A 14,845-nucleotide genomic window follows, 5' to 3' on the forward strand; every position below is an offset into this window, starting at 1 on the left:
TTTCTGACGGAGTCATCATACAAGCCCGGACAGATGCGCAGCATCGCCTCCGGGAAATCACATCTAACGCTGCTCACGCTTCCTCGACCGGGCGGCGACGGATAATAAACCCGGCAATCCAGAAGCTAATCACCCACGTCACCAGCCCAACGGCGTATGAACGCCAGCCCTCGGTTTCAAAACCCAGCAGCCCAACCACGCCATTCATAATAAAAATTAACCCCAGCGCAACCGCGTAATAGTGCCAGTCGCGGCGAATTTTTTCAGTGAGCTTCATGACGACTCCGACAACAAAAAAAGCATCTTCGCATAGCCGCCATCGCCGGTCTGTAGCCGAGTTGAGAATTGTCGCACATTGCGATATTGGTCTAAATTTCACAAATTCGTAGCAAACTCGCAAACCGGTGAAATCAGGAACATTCCTGGACGGAAATTACCAGCAATCTGATACTGAAATCCGATCCTCATTGCCAGAATAGCCTTCATGTAAGTACGGAGGTAGATATGGCAGAGTTCACCTTTGCAAAGACCACCAACGGTAGCAAAAAGAGGAGGTCTATCACCAGCAGCAACATCGCTTACGCCCTGTTTGTGCTGTTTTGCTTCTGGGCTGGCGCGCAGATGCTGAGCATGCTGATACACACTCCCGGCGTTTTTGAGCATTTAATTCAAATGCAGGACAGCAGCCGCCCCAGGGTCGAAATAGGCCTGGTGGTCGGGACCCTGTTTGGCCTGGTCCCTTTTCTATTGGGCTGTATATTGATTGGAATATTGGGGATAGCTTCTCGCTGGCGCAGTCAGCACTAGCGGCGCGCCATACAGCTGGCCCGTCGATCATCAACCCGTTTGGCAAACCAGGCGGTAGTCAGATTACGGGTGATTTTCGGACTCTCAAGCTGGATCCCTGGCAATACTTCTCGCGGCAGCGCTTTACCAGCTTTCTTATCGGCAATACGAAACACCTTCTTGTAGAGATCGCTCTCCTCAAACGCCAGCGTATCGCCCTTCTTCAGTTGACGATGGATATCGTCATCGCTCATCGCCAACTGGGAGGATAAACGGCGAACCGCAAGCTCGGTGGTTCCGGCTTCGTCGCTATCGTAGCGAATCAAATCGCCATCCAGCGCCAGCTTCACGCCCGTCGCCTTAGCCACAGCATTCTGGAAAGCGGCGTTACGACTGGCGTACCATCCGGCGTTAAAATCGGCAAAACGATACAGCGGCACACTATAGTTTGCTGGATAGTTCAGCAGATGATAGGTGCCAAACCACAGGCCGCCGCGCAGGCTGAACACTTCCTGACGCACGGTGCCGTCCATTTTCCATGGATAGCCGTCGGTATGCTGCTGGGCGAAGGCAATACTGACCTGCATCGGACCGCCGGTATGCACCGGATTCAGCGAGCCAAACAGCTTTTGCCCCATTGGCACCATGCCGATAAAATCATCGAAAATCGCGCTCAGCTGCTTTTCTGTTTTCACGTTATCCAGGCGTTCACTATAGCTTTTGCCGTTAGGCGAATTAATTTTCAACGCAGTGTGGACCAGGAAAACCGGGATGTGCATTTTCTCCGCCCGACGGTCTATCTCCTGCCAGGCAATTTTGCTCAGCCCAGGCACCGCAGGATCCGCCTGATAGTTAGACTCCTGCTGCGCCACCGCCAGCACCGAACAGACGTTCTCCTCAGTCGGCGCCAGCCTCTGGCTTTCAAAGGTTTTTGCAATAGCCTGTGCCCAGGCTTCACGGTCTTTGACGCTGGCGGGCATTTTCTGCCGCACTACCGCCGCAACATCAATCGGTTTTTCACCCTCTTTCAGCACCGGTTCCGGTTTGCTGGAACAGGCGCTAAGGACAATCCCGGCCAGCAGCGTCAGGGAGAGCGAAACAAAACGGGATGATGCTACAGCCATATTTCTTCCTTGCGATCGTTAACTTAGCGTTTGGGTAACTTCCAACAGCTCTTTGCCATCCAGTTCGCGCTCAAAGCTGCGCAGACGTTTGTAGATGGACATCAGCTCCACCAGCGTCGTCCAGGAGCTAATCAGGTACTGGAATGAACCGCGAACCTGGCTGAAGACGTTGGTTATCTGCGTCATCAGGCCCAGCGTAATCGTACCGGCAACAATCGACGGAAACAGCAGGAACAAACCGAAAACGTTATCCACTTGCAGATAAAGAATACGAGCGATATTGAAATACATATAGTGGAAATAGAGACGGAAATAGTTGCGGCGTACGGCGCTGAACAGCTCACGAACGGTCGGCGGCGTCGCGCGGTTGGCATCATCCTCGCCATAAACCAGTTCTTTACGGTAGGCCGCTTCAACGCGCTGGTTTTTAAACTCCAGCCCCGGCAGCTTAATCCCCACCACCGCCAGCAAGCCGGTGCCCATTAACGACCACACAATCGCGGCAATCACCAGGCCGTACGGCAGATGGCCGACAATCGGCAGATCCGGTACGTGCGCGGAGAGCGTCACCAGCACTGGCAGGAAGGCGATAAGCGTCATCACCGCGTTGAGGAAGCTGACCCCCATGCTTTCCAGCGTTGAAGCAAAGCGCATAGTGTCTTCCTGCACACGCTGCGCGGCGCCTTCGATATGACGCAAATGCTGCCAGTGCGCCATATAGTGTTCGTTCATGGCGGTACGCCAGCGGAAGACGTAGTGGCTGACGAAGAAATTGTTCATCACGCCGATCAGCACCGCGATAATGGCGATGCCGAGGAAAACGCCAATTTCCTGATAAAACTGGTTAATACTGACTTTATGCGGCGTCGCCAGCGCGGTCTGAATCAGATCGTAAAACGGCGCGTACCAGGCGTTAATTGCGACCCCCACTTCCACCAGAAACCAGGTGACGAAAATAATCAGCGAGGTGCCGAGAATCGACCAGTACTGCCAGCGGTGCGGGCTGTAAATAAACCAGAACACGGCGAACACGCCGACGCATAAAGCGTAGAAGGCGTAGAACACCAGGTAATTAAGCGACCAGAAGCGCGCCGCGCTAATCGCAACATCTTGCGATGCGCCAGTGATTCGCAGCAGCCAGTCGCCGCCGCCCGCCTGCCAAAAGATCACTGCCAGCAGCGACCAGATAAAGGCAGAAATAAAAAACGGCCCCGGTTTGGGGAAAAAAGATTTAAACATCATGCTCTCCTGCTAACTTCTTATCGTTTTATTATGCTGTGTACCACGAAAACGCCCGCCGCAAAGGTGTCGCAGCGGAGCAAAGTGGGCGGGTTATGAGACCGAATGTCAGCGGCTTAGTTCGCCTGCCATTCGCGAAGAATTGTTTCTGTGAGTTTCACATGTAAAGGATTGCCAGGTACCGTCAAGGTACGCCACACCTCGTTGTAGTGGGCAATCAGCGTGGTGGCCTGCGCCGCCGGGCGGTTGGCGGTGGTGTGAGCATCTTCGGCGACGGTAATGGCATAGCCGCGGCTGGCACCGTTTTTGATGGTGGTATCGACGCAATAATCTGTGGCGCAGCCGCAAATCACAAACTGCTTGATATCATGCTCGTGCAGCACCTCTTCCAGCCGGGTGTGGTAAAAGGCATCGCAAGCGGTCTTGGTGACGTACAGCGCGCCAGCGGGTTGCTCTAGTTCAGGTAGCAAATCAAAGCCTTCGCTTCCCTCTTCCAGTCCGCCCTCTTCACTGTGCTGAATGAAGATAACGGTATCCGCCGCCCGCACCAGGCGGTTTATCTGCGCGACGCAGCGTTCGCGCTCAATACGCGGCGTTGCGAAAACGCCGTTTTGCATATCCACTACCATTACCACCCGTTGAGCCGCCATTATCACTCTCGCCACCAATCATTAGCCAAACGGTAATCATACGCGCCCGCAGGTGAAAGCGGCTATCCGAAAGCATAAAAAAGGATTTTTTACGCCACGTTACGTTTTTCCGCACAGATTCGTGTTATTCCCGCTTTGCTCGGCGTCGCTTCGTAGTATAAATACGCTCTATATTTTTCTTCACAATGATGGATGCCCCCGTTGAAACGTAGTCTGCTCATTTTTGCTGCGCTGTGCGCGGCGTCGTGGACATCGGTCCAGGCCGCACAACCGAGCGTCGACCCGGAATTCGCCTCTGATGTTGTCGACCGTTACGCTAATCATATCTTCTACGGCAGCGGCGCGACCGGTATGGCGATGGTAGTCATTGACGGTAATCAGCGCGTGTTTCGCAGCTTCGGCGTGACGCGTCCCGGCAGTAATGAGCATCCGCAGCTCGATTCGGTGATTCGTATCGCGTCGCTGAGTAAGCTGATGACCAGCGAGATGCTGGTGAAGCTGCTCGACCAGGGAGTGGTGAAGCTCAACGATCCGCTGAGCAAATACGCCCCGCCGGGCGCTCGAGTTCCCACTTATCAAGGGAAGCCTATCACACTGGTGAATCTGGCGACGCACACCAGCGCTCTGCCGCGTGAACAGCCCGGCGGCGCGGCGCATCGTCCGGTATTCGTCTGGCCGACGCGTCAGCAGCGCTGGAACTGGATCACAACTGCCTCGCTGAAAGTCGCTCCTGGTTCGCAGGCCGCCTACTCGAACCTGGCTTTTGACTTACTGGCCGATGCGCTATCTACCGCCTCTGGCAAGCCTTATCCGCAGCTGTTTGAAGAGCAAATCACCCGTCCGCTGGGGATGAAAGACACCACCTTTACCCCCTCGCCGGACCAGTGTCAGCGGCTGATGATCCCTGAGAAAGGGGCCAGCCCGTGCAACAACACCCTGGCCGCTATCGGCAGCGGCGGCGTCTACTCTACGCCTGGCGACATGATGCGCTGGATGCAGCAGTTCCTCTCTTCTGACTTCCACACTCGTGGTCAGCAGGCGGATCGTATGCAAACACTGATCTATCAGCGCAGCCAGTTAACGAAGGTGATCGGCATGGACGTGCCGGGGAAAGCCGATGCGCTGGGTCTCGGCTGGGTTTATATGAAGCCGAAAAACGGCCAGCCGGGGATTATCCAGAAGACCGGTGGCGGCGGCGGTTTTATCACCTATATGGCGATGAATCCGCAGGCTAACGTTGGCGCGTTTGTGGTGGTCACCCGCTCGCCGCTGACGCGCTTTAACAATATGAGCGACGGCATCAACGATCTGGTCAGCGAATTAAGCGGCGTCCGCCCAACCAGTGAGACGGCCAGCCAATAGCCTTTAGGGGTGTTTTGCCTGCGATTCATCAGGATCGTTTTGGCAAAACATCCCGTCGCCAATTCAGGTAGACTATCTTTTTTCATTTCACAAAATCAGGCAAACCATGACAGATTTAATCACTCGCCCACGCCGCCTGCGCAAGTCCGCTTCGCTACGTGCCATGTTTGAAGAGACAACACTGAGTTTGAACGACCTGGTGTTGCCGATCTTTGTTGAAGAAGAAATCGACGATTACAAAGCCATCGAGGCCATGCCCGGCGTGATGCGCATACCGGAAAAACATCTGGCGCGCGAGATTGAGCGTATTGCCAACGCCGGTATCCGTTCAGTGATGACCTTCGGGATTTCCCACCACACCGACGCCACCGGCAGCGATGCCTGGAACGAAAATGGCCTGGTGGCGCGCATGTCCCGCATCTGCAAACAAGCGGTACCGGAGATGATCGTGATGTCCGACACCTGCTTCTGCGAGTACACCTCGCACGGCCACTGCGGCGTACTGTGCGATCACGGCGTCGATAACGATTTGACCCTTGTGAACCTCGGTAAGCAGGCGGTGGTTGCCGCTGCTGCAGGCGCTGATTTTATCGCCCCTTCCGCCGCGATGGACGGTCAGGTGCAGGCAATTCGCCAGGCGCTGGACGCCGCCGGATTCACCAATACGGCGATTATGTCCTACTCCACCAAGTTCGCCTCATCATTCTACGGCCCATTCCGTGAAGCCGCGGGTACCGCGCTAAAAGGCGACCGTAAAACCTATCAGATGAGCCCGATGAACCGCCGCGAAGCGATTCGCGAGTCGCTGCTTGACGAAGCCCAGGGTGCCGACTGCCTGATGGTCAAACCGGCCGGTCCATACCTCGATATCCTGCGCGACCTGCGCGAGCGCACCAACCTGCCATTGGGTGCTTATCAGGTAAGCGGCGAATACGCGATGATTAAATTCGCTGCCCAGGCCGGTGCTATCGACGAAGAGAAAGTGGTACTGGAAAGCCTCGGCGCCATCAAACGCGCCGGTGCGGATCTGATCTTCAGCTACTTCGCCCTCGATCTGGCCGAAAAGAAAATCCTGCGTTAATTCAGGTCCCCGGGCTACGGGCTCACAGCTATCTGTGGGTTAGTAGCCCGGACAGGCGCAACGCGCCGCCTCCGGGAAAGTCACCTTAACGACGCTCGCCGCATAATAATTCCTTCACCTCTCCACCCCAATCAACAGGATACAAACTACAACTTACATCGCGATGAAAGGTTGAATATGGCCAATCCCGAACCTGCCTTACCCACCCATGCTTAACCGGATTGATATAAATGTAATCAACATGGCTACGATAGTCCTCTTGGTTACGAATGGCGTGTTCCCAATACCTTGGTTGCCAAACGTTTTGCGCGCCTGTTAAACCCGAAAAATGCTTTTTAATTGATCGCCAGCGCGATGGAAAATCGCTGTCGTTGCCAGGTAAGGTCCAGACGCAATGAAGGTGTTCGGGGAGCACAACCCAGGCATCAATATGAAAAGGTTTCTGTTTGTGGACTATTGCCACTGCCTGGCGTAATGCATCAATACGCTGAACCAGAAACCGACTATCTCTGTCGCGTAAATTGACGGTGAAAAACCAAGTCCCTCCATTAATATAATGACGACGATAATCGACCATCGGATGCCCCCTGCCAAAGATTTTTTGCCTGTTCCACCAGGTTAAAAGAGGGCGAGGTTAGAAGGCAATGAACTGGACATTAATCTGGAAAAGCGCTCGCAACTTTTTCACATATAGCCTTCCCGGAGGCGTCGCTGCGCGCCTGTCCGGGCTACCTGTTCCTGCCCCCGCAACTCGCCCCCCAAATATTCACTCAACTGTAATCTGAGCGACATCTGCGCCTTCTACTGTCTGGGCAGGACGGAGGAGGTGCCACCATGTTTAGTCTCGACAATGTACTCGATGACCTGTGGCCTCAGGCAAAGCCAGCTCCCTGGCAGAAAAAGGTGCTGAAAAAGCTCCTGCATGAGGAAGAATTTCAACAGTTTACAGCACGTCATCATCACCTGAAAGGACTGGATACGGTCGAACAGGTGCTCGAACATCTCAATATCCGCTGCGCTATCCCGGCGCACGATCTCGAACAGATCCCCGAACATGGCCCGCTGGTCATTATCGCCAACCACCCTACTGGTACGCTTGACGGCCTGGCGCTGCTCTACGCGGTTTCCCGCGTGCGCCGCGATGTCAAAGTGGTCACCAACCGTATGCTGACCCACCTTGAGCCGCTGAGCTCGCTGTTTATTCCGGTCGATAACATTAATGGCCGCACCGCCAAAGCAGCCCTACAGCAGATGGATCAGCAGTTGCAAAACGGCGGCGTGCTGATTTTCTTCCCGGCGGGCGAGGTGTCACGCCTGACCCGCCGCGGGATCCGCGATAAAAAATGGCACTCTGGATTTATTAAACTGGCGGCCAAATACCGCGCCCCCCTGCTCCCGGCATGGATCCGCGCACACAACAGCGCGCTGTTTTACGCCAGCACGCTGGTTTCGGACAACCTTCCGCTGCTCCTGCTGATGCAGCAAATGTTCCGCCGCCGTAACAGCAGCCTGCCGGTGAATATCGGCCAACAGATAGCCTGGTCAACCTGGTTCGATCCGCAAAGCTCTTCTCGTGAGCTGACCGAGCGCTGCTACCATCACCTGGAACAGCTAGGAAAAGGACTTCCGGGCGTGTTCAAAACCGAAAGCGCTATTGCGCGTCCCGAAGACCGCGCCCTGCTCAAGCGCGAGCTCAGCAAAGCAGAAACGCTGGGGCGCACGGCGGATGGTAAAGTGATTTATCTCTGGCAGCGCCACGGTCAGGAAGATGCCCCGGTACTGCGCGAACTGGGTCGTCTGCGGGAAATTGCCTTTCGCGCGGTCGGTGAAGGTAGCGGTAAACGTCGCGACGTAGACGGTTACGACGATGACTATCTGCACCTGATTTTGTGGGATGAAGAAGATCTCGAGATCGTCGGTGCATACCGCTTTATGCCGACGGCAATACAGCTGGAAAAACGTGGACTGGAAGGGATTTACAGCTCCAGCCTGTTCCATTACGACGAACGCATGGACGATATTCTTCAGCACGGCATTGAGCTGGGGCGCAGCTTTATCCAGCCGCGCTACTGGGGCCGTCGCGGTCTGGACTATTTGTGGTCCGGCATCGGCGCGTATCTGGCGCGCTATCCGCACTATCGCTATCTGTTCGGTCCGGTATCCATTTCCGGCGGGTTACCACCTGCCGCGCGGGATCTGCTGGTGGCATTTTACCGGCTGTGGTTCCCGGCGACGCATCCGCTGGCGGAGTCACGTCGTCCTTATCCGGCCTCGCTGCCGGACGTATTGGCGCAGTTTGGCGGCGAGGATTACAACGACGATCTGGCCCGACTGAAGTCCCTGCTCGGCAATCTCGGCTGCGCGATCCCGCCGCTGTATAAGCAGTACTCGGAAGTCTGTGAACCGGGCGGCGTACAGTTTATCGATTTCGGCAGCGACCCGGATTTCAACAACTGCGTCGATGGTCTGGTACTGGTGGATTTGACTTATCTGAAGACAAACCGCTATCAGCGCTATATTGGCGTGCATCTGGACGCACAAAAATCGGCATAAAAACCTTTTCCCGGCGGCGGCGCGCAGCGCCTGTCCGGGCTACGGGTTTACCGCTTTCTGCGGGCCGGTAGCCCGGACAGATGCGCAGCATCGCCTCCGGGAAGCCGCTCGCAATGCAGCTTCCGATGTTCTCTACGGCTCGCGGCTGATGCCTTAGCCAGGCTACAGGAATTACCCCGCCCGGTAATACGGCTTATCCCCGAGGATCGTTGCGCGGTGCATAATGCGCCGCTGCGGCAGATAATCGGCGTTGGCGTAGTGCTGGGTAACGCGGTTATCCCAAATCGCCACATCGTTAGGCTGCCAGCGCCAGCGCACCTGGAATTCCGGTTTAGTGACGTGGGCAAACAGGAAGCTCAGCAGCGCCTCGCTCTCTTTCTCCGTCACATCGACGATGCGGGTCGTAAACCCTTCATTCACAAACAGCGCCTGCTTGCCGGTTACCGGATGGGTTCGCACCACCGGATGCAGCAGCGGTGGATTTTTCGCCACCGCGTCCAGCCAGCGCTGATGCTCCTCTTCGGTTTGGCGATATTTATACTCCTGGAACGATTTACGGAAATCATGCTCCGCGCGCAGGCCGCTCAGCAGCTGACGAAATGGCTCAGAGAGCGCCTCATACGCGGCAATGCCGCTGGTCCACAGGGTATCGCCACCGGTAGATGGCAGCTCTTTTGCCGCCAAAATCGCCCCGGCTGGCGGCGTCTCAATAAAGGTAACGTCAGTGTGCCAGTTATCGTTATCCGGTGGATTATCGTCGTGGGTATCGAGCACGATAATTTCATCAACGCCGGGCGCGTGCGGATAGACCGGGTGAATATGCAGGTCGCCAAAGCGCAGGGCGAGATTGCGCTGCTGCTCAGGGGTAATATTCTGCTCGCGCAGGAACACCACCTGATGGCGCAGTACCGCGTGATACAGCTGCTCAAACTGGTTGTCGCTCAGCGGGCGGGAAATGTCGACGCCGGAAACCTGCGCGCCAATGTATGGCCCCAACGGGGTAATGCTTAAACGTTCGCTCATTGTACTTCTCCATGCCAGGGGGTCAGGCGACGCTGCAGCGCGCGCAGGCCCAGTTCCAGTAAAAAGGCGATGATCGCAATCACCGCGATCCCGGCCAGCACCACATCGGTGGCGAGGAATTCACCGGCGGACTGCACCATAAAACCTAAGCCACGGGTAGCGGCAATCAGCTCTGCGGCCACCAGCGTCGACCAGCCCACGCCAAGCCCGATGCGCAGGCCGGTAAGAATTTCCGGCAGCGCGCCGGGCAAAATCACCAGCCACAGCACCTGCGCTTTGCTGGCACCTAAAGATTGCGCGGCGCGAATGCGTACCTGCTGGGCACTTTTGACGCCCGCCAGCGCCGACATCGCCACCGGCGCGAATATCGCCAGGTAGATCAGCAGGATCTTTGAGGTCTCGCCGATGCCGAACCAGATAACCATCAGCGGCAAATAAGCCAGCGGCGGTACCGGACGATAAAGCTCGATCAGCGGGTCGAGGATCCCACGCACCGTTGGGCTCAGCCCCATGGCGATCCCCACAGGCACGCCGAGCAGCACCGCTGCCAGCAGCGCGATAACGATACGCGTCAGGCTCGCCGCCAGATGCTGCCAGAGAGTGGCATCCATAAAGCCCTGCGGCCCGGCGATGGTTATCAGCTTCTGCAATACCTGCCCCGGCGGCGGCAGAAACAGCGGGCTAATCAGCTGTAAGGCAGCGACGGCCCACCAGATAACCAGCAGTACCGCCAGGGTTGCCACGCTCAGGGTAAGCTGACGTGAGAACGGCCAACGCCACTTCAGCGCCCGCTGACGCGGTTTGTCGTTAATGACGATACTCATGAGAAAGCCTCCCGTTGTTCAAATACCCGGCTGAGGACGTATTCGCGTTGTTCGATAAATTTCGGGTCCGATTTGATGCTGCGGCAGGATTCCCCGGCAACAAAGCGGCGGCCAAAATCAAGTGGCAGACGTTCAAGGACGCGGCCAGGTCCCGGCGAGAGCAGAACCAACTCGGTGGCCATAAACACCGCCTCTTCGATATCGTGGGTAATCAGCAGCACCTTCTTGCCGCTCTCATGCCACAGATTGAGCAGTAGGGTTTGCATTTGCTCGCGGGTGAAAGCATCCAGTGCGCCAAATGGTTCATCGAGAAGCAAAAGCTGCGGGTTGGCCGCCAGCGCGCGAGCAATCCCCACCCGCTGACGCTGGCCACCAGATAGCTGCCAGATAAAGCGCTTTTCCGCCCCTTCGAGGCCAACTTTTTTCAACATCTGCGCGGCGGTTATCCGCCGCTGCGTTTTGTCGACGCCCGCCAACTGTAGCCCGAGCGCGACGTTATCCTGCACGTTGCGCCACGGCAGCAGCCCTTCGTGTTGAAATACTACGCCGCGATCGGCCCCCGGCCCTTCAACCCGCTGCCCTTCAAGAGTGATGCTGCCGTGCTGATAAGGCACGAATCCGGCAATCAGGTTCAGCAGCGTGGTTTTACCGCAGCCGGAAGGGCCAAGGACCACCAGCAGTTCGCCGCTGTCCAGCGTCAGGTTGATATCCGCCAGCACCGGTTTGCCGCCGTAGTCGGCGGAAAGATGCGAGATGTGCAGCATCATGACCTCCTTACTTCACAAAACGGTCGGTAACGTACTGGCTGTAGTCGCTCCCGGCGGCGGGCACTTTGCCCTGCTCTTTGAGGAACTTCGCGGTGTCGATGATGGCTTTATTGACCGGCCCGTTCAGCGCCTGCGCCTGCTGAGCGGCGGTCAGGTAGGTATTGCCTTTCACCAGCCCCGGCACGTCGGCTTCCGGTACGCCGCTTAAGCGCGCCAGCTTGCTGATATTTTCCGGTTGCTTCAGCCACTCGTCAGGGTTGGCGATATAGGGCTGTTGGGCGTCAATGGCGCTTTTGGCGAAGGCTTTCACAATGTCAGGATGCTTTTCGGCAAAGTCTTTACGTACCACCCAAACGTCCAGCGTCGGCGCACCCCACTCACCCACCTGCGACGAGTCGGTCAGCACCGTGCCGTCTTTTTCCAGCGCGTTGACCGCCGGAGCCCAGACGTAGGCACCGTCAATATCGCCGCGCTGCCAGGCGGCAATGATCGCTGGCGGTTGCAGGTTGAGGATCTGCACCTGCCCCGGCTTGATACCCCAGTGCTTCAGCGCCGACAGCAGGCTGTAGTGCGTCGTGGAGATAAACGGTACGGCGATGCGTTTACCGATCAGGTCCTCTGGCTTGGTGATGGTTTTCTTCACCACCAGCGCTTCGGAGTTACCGAGCTTTGAGGCCAGCAGGAACACTTCAATCGGCACCTGCTGGGTGGCGGCGACCGCCAGCGGGCTGGAGCCGAGGTTGCCGATTTGTACGTCACCGGAAGCCAGCGCCCGCACGATGCTCGCGCCGCTGTCAAACTTGCGCCAGTCAACTGTGGCCCCGCTCTCTTTGGCAAAGGTGTTGTCCGCCTGGGCGACTTTCGCTGGCTCAGCGGAGGTTTGATACGCCACGGTGACGTTAACCGCCTGCGCCTGGAATGCCGCCAGCGCCAGTGCAGCAATGAGTGTGATACGCGATGTGAGTGCCATAGTGTCTGCTTCCCTTGAGTTGTTATGGATGCAGTATTTCCGGCGCGATGCGTTTGATGAAGTAATTAAAAATTCTTGCTAAGAACAAAGCGTTTTTAGAAAAAAAGCGGCAATGGTTAGTTAATTTTCACAAAAACTGTTCCTCTCGCTTTTATTGCAATTTCGTTACATTCGTTACATATCCACACCCCGACGATTGCCAGCGCAGCGGCGGCAGGCATCATAGGGCCATGATCCGCGAAGAGAGTAGAAACATGATTCGAGTGGTGCTGGTCGATGACCATGTGGTGGTGCGTTCCGGTTTTGCACAGTTGCTCAGCCTCGAAGAAGACCTCAACGTTGTTGGCCAGTTCAGCAGCGCGGCAGAGGCGTGGCCGACGCTATTGCGCGATGACGTCAACGTGGCCGTTATGGATATCGCCATGCCGGATGAAAACGGCCTGAGCCTGCTTAAGCGCCTGCGCGCGCAAAAGCCGCAGTTTCGCGCCATTATTCTGAGCATTTATGACGCGCCCACCTTTGTGCAGAGCGCGCTCGATGCCGGAGCCAGCGGCTATCTGACCAAACGCTGCGGCCCGGAAGAGCTCGTGCAGGCGGTACGTTCCGTCGGGATGGGCGGCCATTATCTGTGCGCCGATGCGCTACGGGCGCTGCGCGGCGGCGCAAAACCGGCGCAGGTGCTGGAAGTGCTCACCCCACGTGAACGCGAAGTGTTTGATTTACTGGTCAAAGGCGACAGCGTCAAGGAAATTGCTTTCAAACTCGATCTTAGCCACAAAACGGTACACGTCCATCGCGCCAACGTGTTGGGCAAGCTGCAATGCCAGAGCACGATTGAGCTGGTGCACTTCGCTCTCGACCACCAGCTGCTGGCGGGGCATTAATGTCGCGCGGCCTTCGCCACGGGGTCATCTCACTGTTCATCGTACTGGCCTGGGGTAGCGGCTGGCTGATGCTGTGGACGCTCGGTTTTTACCTGACACATAACGGCCAGCAGGCGGCGCTGTTTCTGCCACACGGCGTCTATCTGGCGATGCTGATCCTGCTTTCCCGCCGCTACTGGCCCGCGCTGGTGCTCCCCCCCATGCTGATGCTGTTCTGGCTGCACAGCGAACAGTTGCTGAACGGCTATATTCTGCTGGCCGCGCCGCTGGTTAGCCTGCTCCCCGCCGGTCTGGCGCAACAGTTCTGGCACCGTTTTGCTCTTTACTGGCAGCGGCTGACGCTACTACTGGCCACGGTCAGCGTCAGCGCATTACTCAACACCGCGCTGCTCTCGCCGTTTGTGAAAAGCCCGGCAATGATGCTCGGCCTGGCCTCGTTTACCGGCGGCGTGCTGCTGACACCGTTTGTCTATCTGATTTTTGAATTCCTGCGCCAGCAGCACCGCTATCATCTGCTGGGACTGGATACGACCAATCCGCCGCTGCGCACCTCGCTAATTATCTGGTGCAGCCTGTTTTTTATCATCGGTATCGGCACCCAGATGGTGTTGTCGCCGGAAATTGAACGCCTGCTGCTGATTGTCGTCTTTCTGCCAAACGTGGTGATGGCATGGAAATTTGGCTGGCAGGGCGGCGTGCTCTCCGGCCTGTTGGGCAGCATGATGATCACCATTGCTCGCCAGGTTGGTGTGGGGTTCAACAATCTGGTTGAACTGGAGATTTTTCTGGCAACCCAGGCGCTGCTCGGTATCGGCCTCGGGATTGCCATTAGCCGCCAGCAGCACCTGGCACAAAACCTGCATCACTACCGCCAGCGGCTGGAAGCAGAGCTGGCGGCGCGACGGGCGCTGACCGAAAAGCTGATCCATACCGAAGAGGACACGCGCAAAAGCCTGGCCCGCGAGCTGCACGACGAAATAGGCCAGAACATCACCGCTATTCAAATTCAGTCACAGCTGGTGAAACGGGCGCGCGATCCGGCGCAAACCCAGGCCGCCGCCAGCCAGATTAACGATCTCGCCCGCCGTATCCACCACTCCACCCGCCAGCTGCTGCGCCAGCTGCGCCCACCCGCCCTTGACGAATTGTCGTTTAAGGAAGCACTGCATCATCTGCTCAACGAATTTGCCTTTGCCGAACGCGGCATCTGCTGTCGCTTTGACTATCAGCTTAGCGCCACCCCGGAGAGCGAAACGGTACGCTTTACCCTCTATCGGCTGCTGCAGGAGCTGCTCAATAACGTCTGCAAGCACGCCGAGGCCAGCGAGGTTGCCATTACCTTACTTGAGCAGGGAAAGTCGTTGCGCCTGGAAGTCAGGGATAACGGCGTCGGAATCAGCGCCGACAAAATTGGCGGATTTGGTATTCAGGGGATGCGCGAACGCGTCAGCGCCCTGGGCGGCGAGCTAACGCTGGAATCGCGGCACGGCACGCGAGTAATTGTTAACTTGCCCACAAATTTGCAACAAACAGCCGGCTAACCAGGAAAAAGTCTTAGGCACTCCGGACTTTCTCTCATCCC

Annotated in this window: 15 protein-coding genes; 6 read left to right on the forward strand and 9 right to left on the reverse strand. The window is 56.9% G+C overall.

Annotated features, from left to right (window positions below; all coding sequences use genetic code 11):
- Positions 1-73: 73 nt before the first annotated feature.
- Entirely contained in the window at positions 74-277 is a 204-nt protein-coding gene (locus QVF11_RS25310; RefSeq protein WP_110273818.1) for a DUF2754 family protein, read from the reverse strand.
- A 227-nt stretch (positions 278-504) separates the two neighbouring features.
- Between QVF11_RS25310 and QVF11_RS25315 the strand changes: the two genes are divergently transcribed.
- Positions 505-807, forward strand: a complete 303-nt coding sequence (locus QVF11_RS25315) for a DUF2755 family protein (RefSeq protein ID WP_112214084.1) — start codon at positions 505-507, stop codon at positions 805-807.
- Here the strand turns inward: QVF11_RS25315 and QVF11_RS25320 are convergent.
- The 3 genes from QVF11_RS25320 to QVF11_RS25330 form a co-directional block, all read right to left on the reverse strand.
- A complete protein-coding gene (locus QVF11_RS25320; RefSeq protein ID WP_112214083.1) occupies positions 804-1,910 on the reverse strand; it encodes a DUF1615 domain-containing protein in 1,107 nt (368 codons plus the stop codon). The two genes, QVF11_RS25315 and QVF11_RS25320, sit on opposite strands and share 4 nt — an antisense overlap.
- 18 nt (positions 1,911-1,928) lie before the next feature.
- Entirely contained in the window at positions 1,929-3,149 is a 1,221-nt protein-coding gene (sbmA, locus tag QVF11_RS25325) for a peptide antibiotic transporter SbmA (protein WP_112214082.1), read from the reverse strand.
- Positions 3,150-3,265: 116 nt separating this feature from the next.
- Positions 3,266-3,778 carry a cysteine hydrolase family protein gene (locus QVF11_RS25330; protein WP_167492891.1) on the reverse strand — a complete coding sequence of 171 codons (513 nt, stop codon included), beginning with the start codon at positions 3,776-3,778 and terminating at the stop codon, positions 3,266-3,268.
- Positions 3,779-4,000: 222 nt separating this feature from the next.
- Between QVF11_RS25330 and ampH the strand changes: the two genes are divergently transcribed.
- Together ampH and hemB are read left to right on the forward strand one after the other, a co-directional pair.
- Positions 4,001-5,161, forward strand: a complete 1,161-nt coding sequence (ampH, locus tag QVF11_RS25335) for a D-alanyl-D-alanine-carboxypeptidase/endopeptidase AmpH (RefSeq protein ID WP_287860253.1) — start codon at positions 4,001-4,003, stop codon at positions 5,159-5,161.
- 106 nt (positions 5,162-5,267) lie between these two features.
- Entirely contained in the window at positions 5,268-6,242 is a 975-nt protein-coding gene (gene hemB, locus QVF11_RS25340) for a porphobilinogen synthase (protein ID WP_287860256.1), read from the forward strand.
- A gap of 85 nt (positions 6,243-6,327) precedes the next feature.
- On the opposite strand, the gene QVF11_RS25345 is transcribed toward hemB, so the two are convergent.
- Positions 6,328-6,819 carry an REP-associated tyrosine transposase gene (locus QVF11_RS25345; protein WP_112214078.1) on the reverse strand — a complete coding sequence of 164 codons (492 nt, stop codon included), beginning with the start codon at positions 6,817-6,819 and terminating at the stop codon, positions 6,328-6,330.
- A 257-nt stretch (positions 6,820-7,076) separates the two neighbouring features.
- On the opposite strand from QVF11_RS25345, the gene olsF reads away from it, so the two are divergent.
- The gene (gene olsF, locus QVF11_RS25350) at positions 7,077-8,795 is read left to right on the forward strand and encodes a bifunctional ornithine lipid synthase OlsF (RefSeq protein ID WP_287860260.1); all 1,719 of its coding nucleotides are present in this window, start codon (positions 7,077-7,079) and stop codon (positions 8,793-8,795) included.
- 171 nt (positions 8,796-8,966) lie between these two features.
- Here the strand turns inward: olsF and tauD are convergent, their stop codons facing one another.
- Genes tauD through tauA form a run of 4 tightly spaced genes read right to left on the reverse strand, consistent with a single transcriptional unit; the run spans position 8,967 to position 12,379 of the window.
- Positions 8,967-9,818 carry a taurine dioxygenase gene (gene tauD / locus QVF11_RS25355; RefSeq protein ID WP_112214076.1) on the reverse strand — a complete coding sequence of 284 codons (852 nt, stop codon included), beginning with the start codon at positions 9,816-9,818 and terminating at the stop codon, positions 8,967-8,969.
- Positions 9,815-10,642, reverse strand: a complete 828-nt coding sequence (gene tauC, locus QVF11_RS25360) for a taurine ABC transporter permease TauC (protein WP_287860263.1) — start codon at positions 10,640-10,642, stop codon at positions 9,815-9,817. The genes tauD and tauC overlap by 4 nt, the downstream gene beginning before the upstream one ends.
- Complete coding sequence (gene tauB / locus QVF11_RS25365; RefSeq protein WP_287860308.1) at positions 10,639-11,406, reverse strand: taurine ABC transporter ATP-binding subunit; 768 nt, start codon at positions 11,404-11,406, stop codon at positions 10,639-10,641. Before tauB ends, tauC begins: the two co-directional genes overlap by 4 nt.
- A 10-nt stretch (positions 11,407-11,416) precedes the next feature.
- Positions 11,417-12,379, reverse strand: coding sequence for a taurine ABC transporter substrate-binding protein (gene tauA / locus QVF11_RS25370; protein WP_287860265.1), 963 nt, complete (start codon positions 12,377-12,379; stop codon positions 11,417-11,419).
- A gap of 254 nt (positions 12,380-12,633) precedes the next feature.
- Here tauA and QVF11_RS25375 point away from each other — a divergent pair, with 254 nt between their 5' ends.
- Together QVF11_RS25375 and QVF11_RS25380 are read left to right on the forward strand one after the other, a co-directional pair.
- Positions 12,634-13,263: a response regulator transcription factor gene (locus QVF11_RS25375; protein ID WP_287860267.1), complete on the forward strand. Its 630-nt coding sequence runs from the start codon at positions 12,634-12,636 to the stop codon at positions 13,261-13,263.
- Complete coding sequence (locus QVF11_RS25380) at positions 13,263-14,804, forward strand: MASE1 domain-containing sensor histidine kinase (RefSeq protein WP_287860269.1); 1,542 nt, start codon at positions 13,263-13,265, stop codon at positions 14,802-14,804. The genes QVF11_RS25375 and QVF11_RS25380 overlap by 1 nt, the downstream gene beginning before the upstream one ends.
- Positions 14,805-14,845 lie beyond the last annotated feature (41 nt).

Source organism: Klebsiella sp. (assembly GCF_027492335.1).
In the GTDB taxonomy this organism is placed as follows: Bacteria; Pseudomonadota; Gammaproteobacteria; order Enterobacterales; family Enterobacteriaceae; genus Klebsiella; species Klebsiella huaxiensis.

Bases quoted from the DNA above. Each gene is read 5' to 3' on its own strand.
- QVF11_RS25310 (WP_110273818.1), bottom strand. From the start codon at position 277: ATGAAGCTCACTGAAAAAATTCGCCGCGACTGGCACTATTACGCGGTT.
- QVF11_RS25315 (WP_112214084.1), top strand. From the start codon at position 505: ATGGCAGAGTTCACCTTTGCAAAGACCACCAACGGTAGCAAAAAGAGG.
- QVF11_RS25320 (WP_112214083.1), bottom strand. From the start codon at position 1,910: ATGGCTGTAGCATCATCCCGTTTTGTTTCGCTCTCCCTGACGCTGCTG.
- sbmA (WP_112214082.1), bottom strand. From the start codon at position 3,149: ATGTTTAAATCTTTTTTCCCCAAACCGGGGCCGTTTTTTATTTCTGCC.
- QVF11_RS25330 (WP_167492891.1), bottom strand. From the start codon at position 3,778: ATGGTAGTGGATATGCAAAACGGCGTTTTCGCAACGCCGCGTATTGAG.
- hemB (WP_287860256.1), top strand. From the start codon at position 5,268: ATGACAGATTTAATCACTCGCCCACGCCGCCTGCGCAAGTCCGCTTCG.
- QVF11_RS25345 (WP_112214078.1), bottom strand. From the start codon at position 6,819: ATGGTCGATTATCGTCGTCATTATATTAATGGAGGGACTTGGTTTTTC.
- olsF (WP_287860260.1), top strand. From the start codon at position 7,077: ATGTTTAGTCTCGACAATGTACTCGATGACCTGTGGCCTCAGGCAAAG.
- tauD (WP_112214076.1), bottom strand. From the start codon at position 9,818: ATGAGCGAACGTTTAAGCATTACCCCGTTGGGGCCATACATTGGCGCG.
- tauC (WP_287860263.1), bottom strand. From the start codon at position 10,642: ATGAGTATCGTCATTAACGACAAACCGCGTCAGCGGGCGCTGAAGTGG.
- tauB (WP_287860308.1), bottom strand. From the start codon at position 11,406: ATGCTGCACATCTCGCATCTTTCCGCCGACTACGGCGGCAAACCGGTG.
- tauA (WP_287860265.1), bottom strand. From the start codon at position 12,379: ATGGCACTCACATCGCGTATCACACTCATTGCTGCACTGGCGCTGGCG.
- QVF11_RS25375 (WP_287860267.1), top strand. From the start codon at position 12,634: ATGATTCGAGTGGTGCTGGTCGATGACCATGTGGTGGTGCGTTCCGGT.
- QVF11_RS25380 (WP_287860269.1), top strand. From the start codon at position 13,263: ATGTCGCGCGGCCTTCGCCACGGGGTCATCTCACTGTTCATCGTACTG.